The 14553-nt window shown below is 73.8% G+C and carries 14 protein-coding genes and 1 pseudogene; 8 read left to right on the top strand and 7 right to left on the bottom strand.

Annotated elements, in window-relative coordinates; all coding sequences use genetic code 11:
• Positions 1-107 precede the first annotated feature (107 nt).
• The gene (gene pdxH / locus ACIOHG_RS22360) at positions 108-839 is read right to left on the bottom strand and encodes a pyridoxamine 5'-phosphate oxidase (RefSeq protein ID WP_400953273.1); all 732 of its coding nucleotides are present in this window, start codon (positions 837-839) and stop codon (positions 108-110) included.
• Between the two features lie 315 nt (positions 840-1154).
• Here pdxH and ACIOHG_RS22355 point away from each other — a divergent pair, with 315 nt between their 5' ends.
• The 3 genes from ACIOHG_RS22355 to ACIOHG_RS22345 all read left to right on the top strand — a co-directional run bounded on the left by ACIOHG_RS22355 (position 1155) and on the right by ACIOHG_RS22345 (position 4567).
• Positions 1155-2255, top strand: coding sequence for a citrate synthase 2 (locus ACIOHG_RS22355; RefSeq protein ID WP_400953272.1), 1101 nt, complete (start codon positions 1155-1157; stop codon positions 2253-2255).
• Positions 2256-2450: 195 nt separating this feature from the next.
• Positions 2451-3575 carry a phosphoserine transaminase gene (gene serC / locus ACIOHG_RS22350; RefSeq protein WP_400953270.1) on the top strand — a complete coding sequence of 375 codons (1125 nt, stop codon included), beginning with the start codon at positions 2451-2453 and terminating at the stop codon, positions 3573-3575.
• A gap of 335 nt (positions 3576-3910) precedes the next feature.
• Entirely contained in the window at positions 3911-4567 is a 657-nt protein-coding gene (locus ACIOHG_RS22345; protein WP_400953269.1) for a ScbR family autoregulator-binding transcription factor, read from the top strand.
• A 116-nt stretch (positions 4568-4683) separates the two neighbouring features.
• Here ACIOHG_RS22345 and ACIOHG_RS22340 read toward each other — a convergent pair whose 3' ends face one another.
• Positions 4684-5520 carry an AraC family transcriptional regulator gene (locus ACIOHG_RS22340; protein ID WP_400953268.1) on the bottom strand — a complete coding sequence of 279 codons (837 nt, stop codon included), beginning with the start codon at positions 5518-5520 and terminating at the stop codon, positions 4684-4686.
• Between the two features lie 117 nt (positions 5521-5637).
• On the opposite strand from ACIOHG_RS22340, the gene ACIOHG_RS22335 reads away from it, so the two are divergent.
• Complete coding sequence (locus tag ACIOHG_RS22335) at positions 5638-7404, top strand: beta-galactosidase family protein (protein WP_400953266.1); 1767 nt, start codon at positions 5638-5640, stop codon at positions 7402-7404.
• 30 nt (positions 7405-7434) lie between these two features.
• Here ACIOHG_RS22335 and thpR read toward each other — a convergent pair whose 3' ends face one another.
• Positions 7435-7995 (bottom strand): RNA 2',3'-cyclic phosphodiesterase, encoded by a 561-nt coding sequence (gene thpR, locus ACIOHG_RS22330; protein WP_400953264.1) that lies wholly within the window; start codon positions 7993-7995, stop codon positions 7435-7437.
• Positions 7996-8047: 52 nt separating this feature from the next.
• Here thpR and ACIOHG_RS22325 point away from each other — a divergent pair, with 52 nt between their 5' ends.
• Complete coding sequence (locus ACIOHG_RS22325; RefSeq protein ID WP_400953263.1) at positions 8048-8578, top strand: GNAT family N-acetyltransferase; 531 nt, start codon at positions 8048-8050, stop codon at positions 8576-8578.
• Positions 8579-8610: 32 nt separating this feature from the next.
• Here ACIOHG_RS22325 and ACIOHG_RS22320 read toward each other — a convergent pair whose 3' ends face one another.
• The 3 genes from ACIOHG_RS22320 to ACIOHG_RS22310 all read right to left on the bottom strand — a co-directional run bounded on the left by ACIOHG_RS22320 (position 8611) and on the right by ACIOHG_RS22310 (position 11343).
• A complete protein-coding gene (locus ACIOHG_RS22320; protein WP_400953262.1) occupies positions 8611-10173 on the bottom strand; it encodes an MFS transporter in 1563 nt (520 codons plus the stop codon).
• 115 nt (positions 10174-10288) lie between these two features.
• Positions 10289-10723, bottom strand: coding sequence for a MarR family winged helix-turn-helix transcriptional regulator (locus ACIOHG_RS22315; RefSeq protein WP_400953261.1), 435 nt, complete (start codon positions 10721-10723; stop codon positions 10289-10291).
• A 74-nt stretch (positions 10724-10797) separates the two neighbouring features.
• Positions 10798-11343: an FHA domain-containing protein gene (locus ACIOHG_RS22310; protein WP_400953260.1), complete on the bottom strand. Its 546-nt coding sequence runs from the start codon at positions 11341-11343 to the stop codon at positions 10798-10800.
• 185 nt (positions 11344-11528) lie between these two features.
• Here ACIOHG_RS22310 and ACIOHG_RS22305 point away from each other — a divergent pair, with 185 nt between their 5' ends.
• On the top strand, positions 11529-12017 hold the full coding sequence (locus ACIOHG_RS22305; RefSeq protein ID WP_400953259.1) for a hypothetical protein: 489 nt from the start codon (positions 11529-11531) through the stop codon (positions 12015-12017).
• Positions 12018-12023: 6 nt separating this feature from the next.
• On the opposite strand, the gene aspS is transcribed toward ACIOHG_RS22305, so the two are convergent.
• Entirely contained in the window at positions 12024-13340 is a 1317-nt protein-coding gene (gene aspS, locus ACIOHG_RS22300) for an aspartate--tRNA(Asn) ligase (RefSeq protein ID WP_400953258.1), read from the bottom strand.
• 452 nt (positions 13341-13792) lie between these two features.
• Between aspS and ACIOHG_RS22295 the strand changes: the two are divergent.
• Positions 13793-13972 (top strand): annotated as a pseudogene (locus ACIOHG_RS22295) (tetratricopeptide repeat protein); the annotation flags it as partial.
• 83 nt (positions 13973-14055) lie between these two features.
• Positions 14056-14496, top strand: coding sequence for an NUDIX domain-containing protein (locus tag ACIOHG_RS22290; RefSeq protein ID WP_400953387.1), 441 nt, complete (start codon positions 14056-14058; stop codon positions 14494-14496).
• Positions 14497-14553: the final 57 nt, after the last annotated feature.

The following is a 14553-nucleotide window of genomic DNA, read 5'->3' as shown; positions in this document are numbered from 1 at the left end:
CATCCGTGACGATCCGCCCGCCAAGCCCCGAGCGGGAGTTGACGATCAGTCAGGTTTGATCTTGGGGGACCGACGAAACGTCGGGAACGGATCCGCTCGGCGCCTCGTCAGGGGCACAGCCGTTCGACCCGCCAGCCCTCGCCGTCGGCGACGTAGCGGAGGCGGTCGTGCAGCCGGTTGGCCCGCCCCTGCCAGAACTCCACGGTGCGCGGGACGACCCGGTAGCCGCCCCAGAACGGCGGGACGGGGACGCCCTCGCCCTCGGGGTAGCGGGCGGCCAGCTCGGCGTAGCGCCGCTCCAGCACCTCGCGGCCGGCCACCGGGCTGGACTGCTCGCTGGCCCAGGCCCCGAGCCGGGACCCGTGCGGACGGGTGCGGAAGTAGGCGGCGGTCTCGTCCCGGCCGACCTTCTCGACCCGGCCGCCGATCACCACCTGGCGGGCCAGCTCGATCCACGGGAACAGCAGCGAGGCGTACGGGTTGGCGGCCAGCTCGGCACCCTTGCGGGAGCCGTAGTTGGTGTAGAACACGAAGCCGCGCGGGTCGTAGCCCTTGAGCAGCACGGTGCGCGAGGAGGGCACGCCCGCGGCGTCCGCCGTGGAGAGCACCATCGCGTTCGGCTCCGCCACCCCGGCCTCGCCGGCCTCCTGGAACCAGCGGGCGAACTGGCGGAACGGGTCCTCGGCCAGCTCCCCCTCGGCCAGCCCGTCGTGCCGGTACTGCCGGCGCATCACGGCGGGGTCCGGTCCGGACCGCCCCTCGGCCGGCGCGGACGGGTCGCTCGGGCGGCGTTCCGGGGTGGGCACGCCGGTGGGCACGTCGGTAGGCACGCCACCCATCATTCCGTACGACAAGCGCCGGGCGCCGCTACGCCCGCCCGAACCGCTGGGGATATGGTGGCTCGCCACCGCTTCACGACCCGCCTGCCCGGGGAATCGTCCGGTTTTCACCGGCCCGCCCCGGAAAATCCGCCGAGGACGCCGGAGACGACAGGGGTTCGGGCGGCCCGTGGGGGAAACATCACCGTCGTGGTGTATGGCGCAATGCACTCCGTGCCTGAGAGTCTGACACCGAGTGCCAACCACCATCGGCCTCCGGCCTGCCGCCCCACCAACGGCGGTCCGCCGTGTCGGATCATTGAAGGAGCCGTTCTGATGTCGGATTTCGTACCCGGCCTTGAGGGTGTAGTCGCCTTCGAGAGCGAGATCGCCGAACCCGACCGCGAGGGCGGGGCGCTGCGCTACCGCGGGGTGGACATCGAGGACCTGGTCGGCCAGGTCTCCTTCGGCCACGTCTGGGGCCTGCTGGTGGACGGCAAGTTCGCGCCCGGCCTGCCGGCCGCCGAGCCGTTCCCGATCCCGGTCCACTCCGGCGACATCCGGGTCGACGTGCAGTCCGCCCTCGCCATGCTCGCCCCGGTCTGGGGCCTCAAGCCGCTGCTGGACATCTCCGCCGAGGAGGCCCGCGACGACCTCGCCAGGGCCGCCGTGATGGCGCTCTCCTACGTGGCCCAGTCGGCCCGCGGCCAGGGCCTGCCGATGGTCCCGCAGCGCGAGATCGACAAGGCCGAGACCATCGTCGAGCGCTTCATGATCCGCTGGCGCGGCGAGCCGGACCCGAAGCACGTCAAGGCCGTCGACGCGTACTGGACCTCGGCCGCCGAGCACGGCATGAACGCCTCCACCTTCACCGCCCGCGTCATCGCCTCCACCGGCGCCGACGTCGCGGCCGCGCTGTCCGGCGCGGTCGGCGCGATGTCCGGCCCGCTGCACGGCGGCGCCCCGTCCCGGGTGCTCGGCATGATCGAGGAGATCGAGCGCACCGGCGACGCGGTCGGCTACGTGAAGAAGGCCCTGGACAAGGGCGAGCGCCTGATGGGCTTCGGCCACCGGGTCTACCGCGCCGAGGACCCGCGCGCCCGGGTGCTGCGCCGCACCGCCAAGGAGCTCGGCGCGCCGCGCTTCGAGATCGCCGAGGCGCTGGAGAAGGCCGCGCTGGAGGAGCTGCACAACCGCCGCCCCGACCGCGTGCTGGCCACCAACGTCGAGTTCTGGGCCGCGATCATGCTGGACTTCGCCGAGGTCCCGGCGCACATGTTCACCTCGATGTTCACCTGCGCCCGCACGGCCGGCTGGTCGGCGCACATCCTGGAGCAGAAGCGCACCGGCCGGCTGGTCCGCCCGGCCGCCCGCTACATCGGCCCGGGCACCCGCACCCCGCAGGAGATCGAGGGCTGGGAGCAGATCGCCGGCTGACCCGTCGCCGGGGCACCCACTTCCGGGTGAAAAGCTGACGCTCCGTCAGCGCGAGAGGGGCCGACACCGGGCGCGCGCACGTCTCCTGACCAGGGGTCACGCGCCCCGGTGGCGGCTGTCCCGAGCGGCCAAGATCACGTCTCAGCGGCCGGACTGCCGTACCGCTGCCGCTTATCCGGGGGATAGGCTGCGGCCGTGGCTCAGATTCAGATCCCCGCCGACAATCTGCCCAACGACGGCCGCTTCGGCTGCGGCCCCTCCAAGGTGCGCCCCGAGGCCCTGAGTGCCCTCGCCGCCACCGGAACCTCCCTGCTGGGCACCTCCCACCGCCAGGCCCCGGTGAAGAACATCGTGAAGCGCGTCCGCCAGGGCGTCGCCGAGCTGTTCTCGCTGCCGGAGGGCTACCAGGTGGTGCTCGGCAACGGCGGCTCCACCGCGTTCTGGGACATCGCCGCGTTCGGCCTGGTGCGCGAGAAGTCGCAGCACCTGGACTTCGGCGAGTTCTCCTCCAAGTTCGCCTCCTCCGTGAAGGCCGCCCCGTGGCTGGCCGAGCCGACGGTGATCAAGACCGCCCCGGGCACCCACCCGCTGCCGGTCGCCGAGGCGGGCGTGGACGTCTACGGCCTCACCCACAACGAGACCTCCACCGGTGTCGCGATGCCGATCCGCCGCCCCGAGGGCGCGGACACCGGCTCGCTGGTCCTGGTCGACGCCACCTCCGGCGCCGGCGGCCTGCCGGTCGACATCCGCGAGACGGACGTCTACTACTTCGCCCCGCAGAAGTCCTTCGCCTCCGAGGGCGGCCTCTGGCTGGCCACCTTCTCGCCGGCCGCGCTGGAGCGCGCCGCGGAGATCGCCGGCTCCGGCCGGTACGTCCCGCCGTTCTTCGACCTGCCGACCGCGATCGACAACTCCTCGAAGGACCAGACGTACAACACCCCGTCGATCTCCACCCTCTTCCTGCTGGCCGACCAGCTGGAGTGGCTGAACGGCAACGGCGGCCTGGACTGGGCGGTGGCCCGCACCGCGGAGTCCTCCTCGATCCTGTACTCCTGGGCCGAGAAGTCCTCCTTCGCGCAGCCCTTCGTGGCCAAGCCGGAGGAGCGCTCGCAGGTCGTCGGCACCATCGACTTCGACGAGTCGGTGGACGCCGCCGCGGTCGCCAAGGCACTGCGTGCCAACGGCATCGTGGACACCGAGCCCTACCGCAAGCTCGGCCGCAACCAGCTGCGCATCGCGATGTTCCCGGCGATCGACCCGGCGGACGTCGAGAAGCTCACCGGCGCGATCGACTACGTGGTGGAGCACCTGAACGACTGACCCTCCGTCAGCCTCCCGAAGGCCCCGGTCCGTTCGCGGACCGGGGCCTTCGACGTGCCGGGCGCCGGATCCCATACAGACTCACCTGTACGGTAATTCGCCGGGGCGGCCCGGCCGGGATTCCGCCCGTCCGGCAAAGCCCGAGTTGAACGCCGCCCCTCCGGGGACAAGCCGCTGTTCGGAGCACTCGGCATACAGACCTGTACGGCGCAGCACGGGCCCGGGTCCGAGCAAACCCGCCGATCGGCGGCTCCGGGCCATCCGTGTACCCCACTATGATGCAGACAGGTCGGCATCTTTCCCCGGTGGCCGATCCCCCCAGCAGGAGGTCGGACATGACGAAGCAGGAACGGGGCATCCGCTCCCGGAGAGCCATCCTGGAGGCCGCCGCGGAGGTCTTCGACCTGCGCGGCTACGACGCCGCCGGGACGAACGAGATCCTCGCCCGGACGGGGCTGACCAGGGGCGCGCTCTACCACCACTTCCCGTCCAAGGAGGCGATCGCGCTCGCCGTGCTGGAGGCCCACGTCGACGGCCTGGCCGTCCCCGAGGGCAGCGGCAGCAAGCTGCAGGCCGTGATCGACCTGGGCTTCGCCTTCGCCGACCGGCTGCGCACCGACGCGGTGCTGCGGGCCGGCGTCCGCCTCGCGGTCGAGCAGACCTCGCTCCCCCGGCCCGCCGACACCCCGTACGACCAGTCCCGGGCGGTCGTCCGCACCCTGCTCACGCAGGCCGCCGAGCAGGGCGAGACGCTGCCCGGGCTGGACGTGGCGGAGACCGCGGACGTCGTGATCGCCGCGTTCACCGGCGTCCGGGTGATGTCGCAGGTCTACACCGACCGGGCCGACCTCCCCGAGCGGCTGACCGCGCTGTGGCGGGTGCTGCTGCCCGGCATCGCCAGCCCCGGCATGATCGGCCACCTCCGGATCGCCCCGCCGAAGCCGCCGGAGCCCGCCACAGAGCCCGCCGCAGAGCCTGCCGCGGAGTCCTGACCGGCCCGGCCGGGCGGCTACTTCTGCAGGAGCGCGCCGACGATCACCACGGCGAGCAGCAGGACGAACGCGCCGGTCACGATCCGCATACGGGTCTTCGGGTCCACGCTTCGAGACTAGTCGGTCGCCCGCCCGGGCCCGGCCCCGCCCCGGTACTCCCGCTCCCGGAAGACCGTCGGGGCGACGCCGACCCGGCGGGTGAAGATCCGGGTGAAGTAGGCCGGGTCCTGGTAGCCGACCCGGCGGGCGACCACCGCGACCGGGAGCCCGCCGGCCGCCAGCAGGTGCTTGGCCTCGTTCAGCCGCTCGGTGAGCAGGTACTCCTTGGGGCTGCTGCCGCCCGCCGCGCGGACCGCCCGGCGCAGTTCCTCGACGGTCATCCCGACCCGGCGGGCGTGCTCGGCGACCGGGATCGGCAGGCAGGCGTCCCGGCGCAGCAGTTCGAGCACCGGCGCGCCCTCCGGGTCGAGGTCGGCCCGGTGCCGGTGCAGCTCCACCAGCAGCTGGTGCACCGCGGCGGCGGCCCGCGGCCCGGCGGACGCCCCGCCGCGGCGGCACACCGCGGCGATCCCGGCGATCACCCGCAGGGCCGGTTCGGCGGTGTCGAGCGGCACCACCTCGGCGTCCGGCAGCAGGCCCAGCTCGGCGTACCCGGCGGTGCCCGACCCGGTGAAGTCGACGAAGGACTCCGACCAGCCGTCCCGGTCCGGCCCGTAGTGGTGCGGCACGCCGGGGCGCAGCCAGAGCACCGCCGGGGCCGCCACCGGCAGCCGGCGCCCGGCCGGGGTCCGGTACCAGCCGCCGCCGGTGCCGATCACCACCGCGACCCAGTGGTCGAGGACGCGCGGGCCGACCACCGGGAGCCGGCCGCGCTGCAGGCCGACGCCCAGGCAGGCGAGGCCGGTGGCCAGCTGGGCCGGGCCGGGCGTGAGGTAGTGCCACCAGCGCTCCATCGGTCCTCCGTCCCGTCCCCGGTGCTCCGGCCGGTCGGCCGCCGGTCCGCGACAAGTCCAACACGCCGGGCCGCTTTGTCCATGGTCCGGGCCGGTCCGGGCGGGCAGGCTGGGGGCATGCTCACCTACGACTCGACCGGTTTCCGACTCGACGGCCACCCGCTGCGCATCCTGTCCGGCGCGATGCACTACTTCCGCACCCGCCCCGAGCAGTGGCCGGCCCGGCTGGCCGCGCTGCGCGCGCTGGGGCTGAACACGGTGGAGACGTACGTGCCGTGGAACCTGCACGAGCCCGCCCCCGGCCGGTTCGAGCGGCTGGAGGAGCTGGGCGCCTTCCTGGACGAGGCGCGCCGCCAGGGCCTGTGGACGATCGTCCGGCCCGGCCCGTACATCTGCGCCGAGTGGGACAACGGCGGCCTGCCGGCCTGGCTCACCGCGCGGGTCGGCCGCCGGGCCCGGACCTCCGACCCGGAGTACCTGGCCGCGGTGGACGCCTTCTTCGACGTGCTGCTCCCGCAGGTGGTGGAGCGCCAGTGGGGGCGGCCCGGCGGCAGCGTGCTGATGGTGCAGGTGGAGAACGAGTACGGCTCCTTCGGCGGCGACGCCGCCTACCTCGGGCACCTGGCCCGCGGGCTGCGCGCGCGCGGGATCACCGTGCCGCTGTTCACCTCGGACGGCCCCGAGGACCACATGCTGGCGGCGGGCGCCGTCCCCGGCGTGCTGGCCACCGTGAACTTCGGCTCCGAGCCGGAGGCGGCGTTCGAGGTGCTGCGCCGGCACCGGCCCGAGGACCCGCCGTTCTGCATGGAGTTCTGGAACGGCTGGTTCGACCACTGGGGCCGCCCGCACCACACCCGGGAGACCGACGACGCCGCCGACGCGCTGCGCCGCATCCTGGCGGCCGGCGGCTCGGTCAACCTGTACATGGCGCACGGCGGCACCAACTTCGGCACCACCGCCGGGGCCAACCACGCCGACCCGCCGTTCAACTCCACCGACTGGACGCACTCCCCGTTCCAGCCGGTCACCACCTCCTACGACTACGACGCGGCGCTGGACGAACGCGGCGCCGCCGCCCCGAAGTTCGCGGCCTTCCAGCAGGTGATCGCCGAGTTCGCGGCCGAACACCCGGAGTTGGTGCGGTACGTGGACGACCGCGAGCCGCAGTTCCCCGCGCTGCCGCCGGTTCTGACGGCCCGTCAGATCGAGCTGGACGAGGTGGCCGAGCTGCCGTTCGGCCCGGCCGTGGCCTCCCCCGTGCCGCCGCTGTTCGAGGAGCTGGGCCTGGCCCACGGGCTGGTCCGCTACACCACGACGGTGCCCGCGCTGAGCGGCGCGTACCCGCTCGCCGTGGAGGGGCTGCGGGACCGGGCGACGGTGTACCTGGACGGCGAGCGGGTCGCCGAGCTGGAGCGGGGCGTGGAGGGCGAGAAGCTCACGGCCGACGGCGGCACCCGGGTGCAGCTGCTGGTCGAGTCGCTCGGCCGGGTCAACTACGGCCCGCAGGTGGGCGAGACCAAGGGCCTCACCGGCGTCCGGCACGAGCGCCAGTACCTGCACGGCTGGCAGGCCGAGCCGCTCGCCCTGGAGCCGCTGCCCGCCGCCGCCTGGGCGCCCGGCACGCCCACCGCCGAGCGGCTGGCCCGCGGCGTCCTGCACCTGGACGCCACCGGCGACGCCTTCCTGGCCGTCCCCGGGGGCGGGCACGGCTACCTCTGGGTCAACGGGTTCCTGCTCGGCCGCTACGACGCGCGCGGCCCGCAGACCACCCTGTTCTGCCCGCAGCCGCTGCTGCGCGAGGGCGCCAACACCGTCGCCCTGCTGGAGCTCGGCGACGCCGCGCCGAACCGGGTCGAACTGCGCGAGCAGCCCGACCTGGGCTGACCGAACGGGGCGGCCGCGGTGCCGGTGCGCTCAGCGGGCCAGCGGCCAGCCCTCGACGACCGTGTAGCGGGACGGGCCGTAGCCCGTTTCGCTGCGCATCAGCTGGATCCGTCCGGCCTGCCACTCGGTGCCGCGGAAGCCGTGCAGCGCGGCGGCCATCGCGGGCAGCGGGCCCGTCCCGCCGCGCTCGCGGCCCCGGGCGGCGCCGGACCTGGCCAGCGTGAGGTGCGGCCGGTAGACCGGGTGCTCGTCGTCGCCGCCGACGGCCTGCCGGACCGCCTCCGCGAGCTGCCGCAGGGCCGGGACCTCGCCCGCCACGCCCGCCCAGAGCGCCCGGTCGCCGAACGTCCCGCCGCCGGCCAACTGCAGCCGGTGCGCCGGGTGCTCCCCCGCGACCCGCGCCAGTTCGCCCTCCAGGCGCGGGAGTTCACCGGCCTCGACCTCGCCGAGGAAGGCCAGGGTCAGGTGCCAGCCGGCCGGTTCGGTCCAGCGCAGGCCGTCCGCGCCGGGCAGGCCGTGCAGCGGTGCGGCGGCGTCGACGAGTTCCTGTTTGGCGGCGGCCGGCGGATTCACGGCGACGAAGAGCCTCATCCCGTCATAGTGCCTTACCGCCCCGGCCCGACCGTCGGATAAAAAGGTCCTCATGCGCATCCGTACCGGAGGACCCGAGTCCGCAGCCGACCTGCTCGCCCTGATCGACGGCGCCGTCGCCTGGCTGGCCGCCCGGGGCCGCACCGGCCAGTGGGGGACCGTCCCGTGGTCGCAGCGGCCGGAGTCGGTGGAGCGGGCCGAACGCTCCTGCCGGGAGCAGCTGGTGCGGGTCGCCGAGGCCCCGGACGGGGCGGTGGCCGGCGTCTGCGTGCTGTCCGAGCACGCGCCCGGGTACGCGGGCCCGGCCGGGGAGCGCGAACTGTACGTGCACTGGCTGGTCACCGACCGGGCGCGCAGCGGCTCCGGGATCGGCGCGGCCCTGGTCGCGGACGCCGTCCGGGAGGCCCGCGCCCGCGGCATCGGCCTGCTCCGGGTGGACTGCTACGCGGGCGGCGACGGCCGGCTGGTCGAGCAGTACGAGCGGCTCGGGTTCACCCGCACCACCGCGTTCACCGTCGAGCGGCTGGCCGGCCCGTGGCCGGGCCAGGTGCTGGCGCGGCGCACGGACCGGTCCGACGACTGATCAGCAGGACGACCGATCAGCAGGGCGGGCGGTCAGCAGGCGGTCGCCAGGTCGCCCTTCTGGACCACCGAGAACACCCGGCCGCGGGTCCGCACCGGGTGCGGGTCCAGGCGCAGCCGCAGGCCGCCGATCCGGCCGAGCACCAGGGCGACCACGCCGGCCGCGGCGGCGGAGACCAGGCCGCAGGCGAGCAGGCCGGGGCGCGGGCCGTACGCGGCGGTGACCCAGCCGACCAGCGGGGCGCCGATCGGGGTGCCGCCGGTGAAGACCAGCACCAGCAGGCCCATCACCCGGCCGCGCATCTCGGGGTCGGTGCCGAGCTGGAGCGCGGCGTTGACCGAGGTGTTGAAGGTCAGGCCGAAGACGCCGATCAGGGTGAGCAGCAGCGCGAAGGTCCAGTAGCCGGGCGCGAACGCGGCCAGCACCTCCAGTGCGCCGAAGGCCAGCGCGGCGCCGACCAGGCGGCGCAGCCGGGGCGCGCCGCGTCGGGCGGCGAGCAGCGCGCCGGTCAGCGAGCCGACCGCCATCGCGGTGTTGAGCAGGCCGTACGCGCCGGCGCCTACGTGGAAGGTGTCGCGGGCGAAACCGGCCAGCAGGGTCGGGAAGTTGAACCCGAAGGTGCCGATGAAGCCGGCCAGCACCATCGGCCAGAGCAGCTCGGGCCGCTCCCGAACGTAGCGCAGGCCCTCGCGGAGCTGGCCGCGCTCGCGGGCGATCGGCTCGACGGGGCGCAGTTCGCTGCTGCGCATGGCGAGCAGGCCGCCGATGACCGCGGCGAAGGAGAGCGCGTTGACGGCGAACGCCCAGCCGCTGCCGACCGCGGCGATCAGCACGCCCGCGACGGCGGGGCCGACCAGGCGGGCGGTCTGGAAGTTGGCGGCGTTCAGGCTGACCGCGTTGGCGAGGTCCTTGGCCGGGACCATCTCGCTGACGAAGGCCTGCCGGGTCGGGTTGTCGACCACGGTGACCAGGCCGAGCAGCAGGGCGAAGCCGTACACGGCGACGGCGGTGACGGTGCCGGTGACGGTGAGCACGGCCAGCGCGGCGGCGAGCAGGCCCATCGCGCCCTGGGTGGCGATCAGCAGGCGGCGCTTGGGCAGCCGGTCGGCGAGGACGCCGCCCCACAGGCCGAACAGCAGCATCGGCAGGAACTGCAGGGCGGTGGTGATGCCGACCGCGAACGGGCTGCCGGTGAGGCTGAGCACCAGCCAGTCCTGGGCGATGCGCTGCATCCAGGTGCCGGTGTTGGAGACCACCTGGCCGGCGAAGTAGTACCGGTAGTTGCGGATGCGCAGGGACGCGAACATCCCTCCCGGGCGGGTGAACCGGCCCGGCTGAGCGGCGGGGATCTCCGCCGCGGTGGGATGCTCGGGGTCGTCGTCGCCGCTGCCCGGCAGGCCCGCGGGGGCGGGCGCCTGGCTCTGCGCGGCGGGGGCGCCGGCGGGCGCGGTGGCGGTGGCCGCTTCGTCGGTGAGCGGTTCGTCGGCGCGGAGCCCGGTGGGCCGGGCGGCGGTGATGCGCCGGGGGTCGGTGCGGAAGTCGGTGCGGATGGTCGCGGTGCGGATCGCGGCGGCGCGGGTGGCCGGCGGTGTCACAGTGTTCTCCCCTCGGCGCGCCGCGGCCGTCTCCCGGACGGCCGCGGCGCGGTGTACTGCGCTGGTGGGTGCTGCGGTGATGCGGTTCTCCTTCGTTCGCCCGGGACGGGCCTTCCTACAGGTGGGCCAGCTTGTAGAGCACGGGCGCGGCCGCCTTCAGCCGCTCCCACTCCTCCTGGTCGAGGCCCTCGGCGAGTTCGGCCAGCCAGGCGTTGCGCCGCCGGCGGGACTCGTTGAGGATCTCCTCGGCCTGCTCGGTACTGCTGACCACCACCTGCCGGCGGTCCTCCGGATGCGGCTCGCGCCGCACCAGGCCCTTCTCCTCCAACATGGCGATGATCCTGGTCATCGACGGCGGCTGGACGTGCTCCTTGCGCGCCAGCTCACCTGGTGTCGCCCTCCCGCAACGGGCGAGCGTGCCGAGCACCCCCATCTCGGTGGGGCTCAGCGACTCCTCGACCCGCTGGTGTCGCAACCGTCGGGCCAGGCGCATCGCGGACGACCTCAGCTGGCTGACCGCCGGCAGGTCGTCCTCGGACATCTCGGGCATGTCCTTAGCCTACGTCATTACCGAAGCTAAAGAAAATCCATTTCGATCACCGCCCCGGGCGGCTCCGGCCGGGTTCAGTCGGCGGTCAGGTGGAAGCCGAGGCGGCCGAAGCGGAGGCGGTCGCCCGGGCGGACCACGGTGCCGCCGGCGACCCGGCGGTCGTTGACGTAGGTGCCGTTGCTGGAGCCGAGGTCGTAGAGCACCCAGTGGCCGCCCTCGAAGCGCAGTTCGGCGTGCCGCCGGGAGACCGTGCCGTCGCCCAGGCGCAGGTCGGAACCGGTCATCCGGCCGATCAGCAACCGGGCCACGGCGGGTTCGGGCAGCCGCAGCCTGGTCAGCTGTTCGGCCTGCCAGGTCTGCCGCAGGCGGACGTTGAGCGCGGAGACCTTGGCGACGGTGCGCAGCAGCAGGCGGGAGACCGGACCGTACGGGCGCAGGTCGCCGACCACCTCGGCGAGTTCGGCCCGGCTGCGGGCGGTCAGCACCAGTTCCATCCGGCGGACGAAGGTGTCGTGGGAGAGCCGGCCGCTGCCGACGCCGTCCTTGAGCACGTCCAGGGCGTGGTCCCGTTCGGCCTGCGAGGGGCGGGCCGCTTCGGTGCCGAACTCCTGAGCGCTCATGGCGAGATTGTCCGGTGCCCGGGGCGGCACTGTCCAGCATCCGGCCCCGCGATGACCAGCGGCGTTCACGATCCGCCCGGTGCCGTGCGCCGTTGGGTCCAATCTCCGTCAACTCCCGCGCGGGACGGCCTCCTGCTGGCAGGATCCGGCCCAGCACCGGACGACCGCCGAGAGGGAGCCCCGCCATGCCCGTGATCGCCGTGACCGGGCACCTCGACCTCTCCCCGGACACCGCCCGGTCGGTCCGCCGCGCCCTGGACGAACTCCTCGCCCCTTACCCGGCAACGGAGTTGACGGGCGTCTCGTGCCTGGCCCCGGGCGCCGACTCGGTGTTCGCGGACGCCGTGCTGGCCCGCGGCGGCCGCCTGTTCGCCGTCCTGCCGGGGCCCGGCTGTCCGGGGCCGTCGGCCACGGCGGCCGAGCAGGCCGGGTTCGAGCGGCTGCGGGCCGCCGCGCACCGGGTGCTGACCCTGCCCGCGACCGTCCTCGACCCGGCCGCGTACGTCGCCGCCAACGAGCAACTGCTGCGGCTGGCGGACCTGTTGGTCGCGGTCTGGGACGGCGGGGCGGGCAACGGCCCGGGCGGGACGGCCGACATGGTCGCCGCGGCCCGGGCCGCCGGGCTGCCGGTGCAGGTGATCTGGCCGCCCGGCGCGGCCCGCACCGGGCGCTGAACTCCGTTACGGTTCCAGCCGGTTGGGGCCACGGAACAGGAAGACCGCGTCCCGGATCGAGGGCAGTCCGAGGGCCTGCATCAGCACCCGGCCGAGCCCGAGGCCGAACCCGCCGTGCGGCGGCATGCCGTACCGGAAGCAGTCCAGGTAGCGGCCGAGCGGGCCCTCCGGGCCGGTGTCCATGCCCTGCTCGGCGGCCTGCGCGACCAGCCGGTCGTACCGGTGCTCGCGCTGGGCGCCGGTGGTGATCTCGATGCCCTTCCAGAGCAGGTCGAAGGAGTCGGTGAGGCCCGGTTCGCCGTCCGGCCGACGGTGGTAGAACGGCCGCACCGAGGCCGGGAAGCGCGTCACGAAGACGAACTCGTGCCCGGTCTCCTCGGCCACCAGCGCGCTCAACAACCGCTCGCCCTCCGGGTCGAGGTCCTCCCGGACGCCCTCCGCGTCCCAGCCGGCGGCCCGCAGTTTCTGCATCGCCTCGGCCATCGTCAGCCGGGGGAACGGGAGTTCGGGCACCACGACGGGGGTGCCCCAGTGCCGCTCGATCTCCGCGCCGTGCCGCTCGGCGACCCGCTCCAGCACCCGGCGGAGCATCGCCTCCTCGAAGGCCATCACCTCCTCCGCTCCGTCGGTCCACGCCAACTCGACGTCCACACCGGTGAATTCGGTGGCGTGCCGGGAGGTGAACGAGGGCTCGGCACGGAACACTGGGCCGACCTCGAAGACCCGGTCGATGCCGGCCGCGATCGCCATCTGCTTGTAGAACTGCGGCGACTGCGCCAGGTAGGCCGTCCGGTCGAAGTACCCGACCTCGAACACCTCGGCGCCCGACTCGGAGGCCGTGCCCATCAGCTTCGGCGTGTGCAGTTCGGTGCAGCCCTGCTCGGCCGCGACCTCCCGCATCGCCCGCTCGACGGTGGTCTGCACCTCGAACACCAGCCGCCGGGCGGGGCGCCGGAGGTCCAGGAACCGCCAGTTCATCCGCTGCTCCGCACCGGTCTCCGGACCGATCGGCAGGCCCGGCTCGGCCACGGACGCCACCACGACCCGCTCCGGCACGATCTCCAGCCCGCCCAGCTTCACCACCGGGTTGGCCACCACCCGACCGGTCACCTCGACCGCCGACTCCACCGTCAGCCCGCGCAGCAACTCCCCCAGCGCGTCCCCCGCACCCCCGCGCCGGTGCGTCACCTGCACCGCCCCGGTGTGGTCCCGCACCACCACGAACTGCACCTTGCTCTGCAGCCGCAGCGTCTCGACCCACCCCTTGACCGTCACCGTCCCACCGACCGCGGACGCCAACTCACCGACGAGGACACGCACCATGCCGAAGCAACTCCCTGGGTTGCGGACGCGTTGCTCGCGCCACAAGAAGAGCGGTAAACAGCCGCCCGAGGACCCGCCCAACCTAGCCCGCCCCCGCCCCGCCCCACCTCCCCTTTTTCCCGCCCCACAGCCCGACGGCCCTGCTCCGCCGACCTCACGGGAAAGGGCCGTCGAGGGGCCGGGCTCGGGTCGGAGCAGGCCGAGAGCCGGGACCGAGGGGAGGTTCTTGAGGACGCGTCTGTCCAGGTTCCGTGGGCTGACTCGGCGATCTCACGGGGCGACTCGGCGTCGAACTGGCCGAAGGTGGCCCCGGCCACCGTCAGCTGTTCGCTGCGCCGGGCGCGGGCGTGCTCCGCATAGGGGGTACCTGAGCGAAGGATGTGGCCCATCAGCGCGAACGGAAGGATCGACTCGGCCCCCTCCTCCCGGAGTCGGGCCGACCCGGCTGTTCAGCACGAGCCGACGAGGCCGTGACCACGTGGGGCCGCGCGCTCGACCTCATGGAGGGGATGACCTCCGACCGGACGAGAAAGGCGATCAGCTCGATCCGGCCGCAGTTGGCGATCTACCGTAGTCGCGGAGTCCCAGGGGCCAGCGACCTGAAACGCCGAGCACGCGAGGCACTGACCTGACAGCCCCACCGCCGGAAGGAACCGAACCCGTGGACCGGACAAGCACCGATCAGCCCGTCGCGCTCAAGCCAGCCACCGAGTCGATGACCCTGCTGGTCGCCGCTGTGATCGTCCACGACCGCGAGGCCCGACGAGTGGTCCTCCTCCGGCGCGGCCCGAAGGCCAAGTTCGCACAGGGCATGTGGGACCTCCCCGTCGGCAAGAACGAGCCGGGCGAGCCGATCACCCAAACCGCCGTACGCGAACTCGCCGAGGAGACCGGACTCGTCGTGTCGCCCGACGCCCTGAACCTGGTGCACGTCATCCACGGAGCACGCGGAGTCGAAGCCCCCAACGGCTTCCTGACCGTGGTGTTCGCCGCCCACGAGTGGTCCGGCAGCCTCCACAACGGAGAGCCGGAGAAGCACTCCGAAGTCGCCTGGGTGAGCACCGAGGCGCTCCCTCAGGAGTTCGTCTCCACCACAGGGACGGCCCTCAACCGCTACCTCCAGAACGGCCCCAGCGTCTCGCTCGACTCCTGGTGACCCGGCAGCGATCGGGTCGCCATCAACTCCGCCCGATCCCGCGAGCACGGCACCACA

It is taken from the genome of Kitasatospora sp. NPDC088134 (assembly GCF_044741705.1).
Classification (GTDB): Bacteria; Actinomycetota; Actinomycetes; order Streptomycetales; family Streptomycetaceae; genus Kitasatospora.
This window is presented reverse-complemented; position numbering and strand designations above follow the sequence as displayed.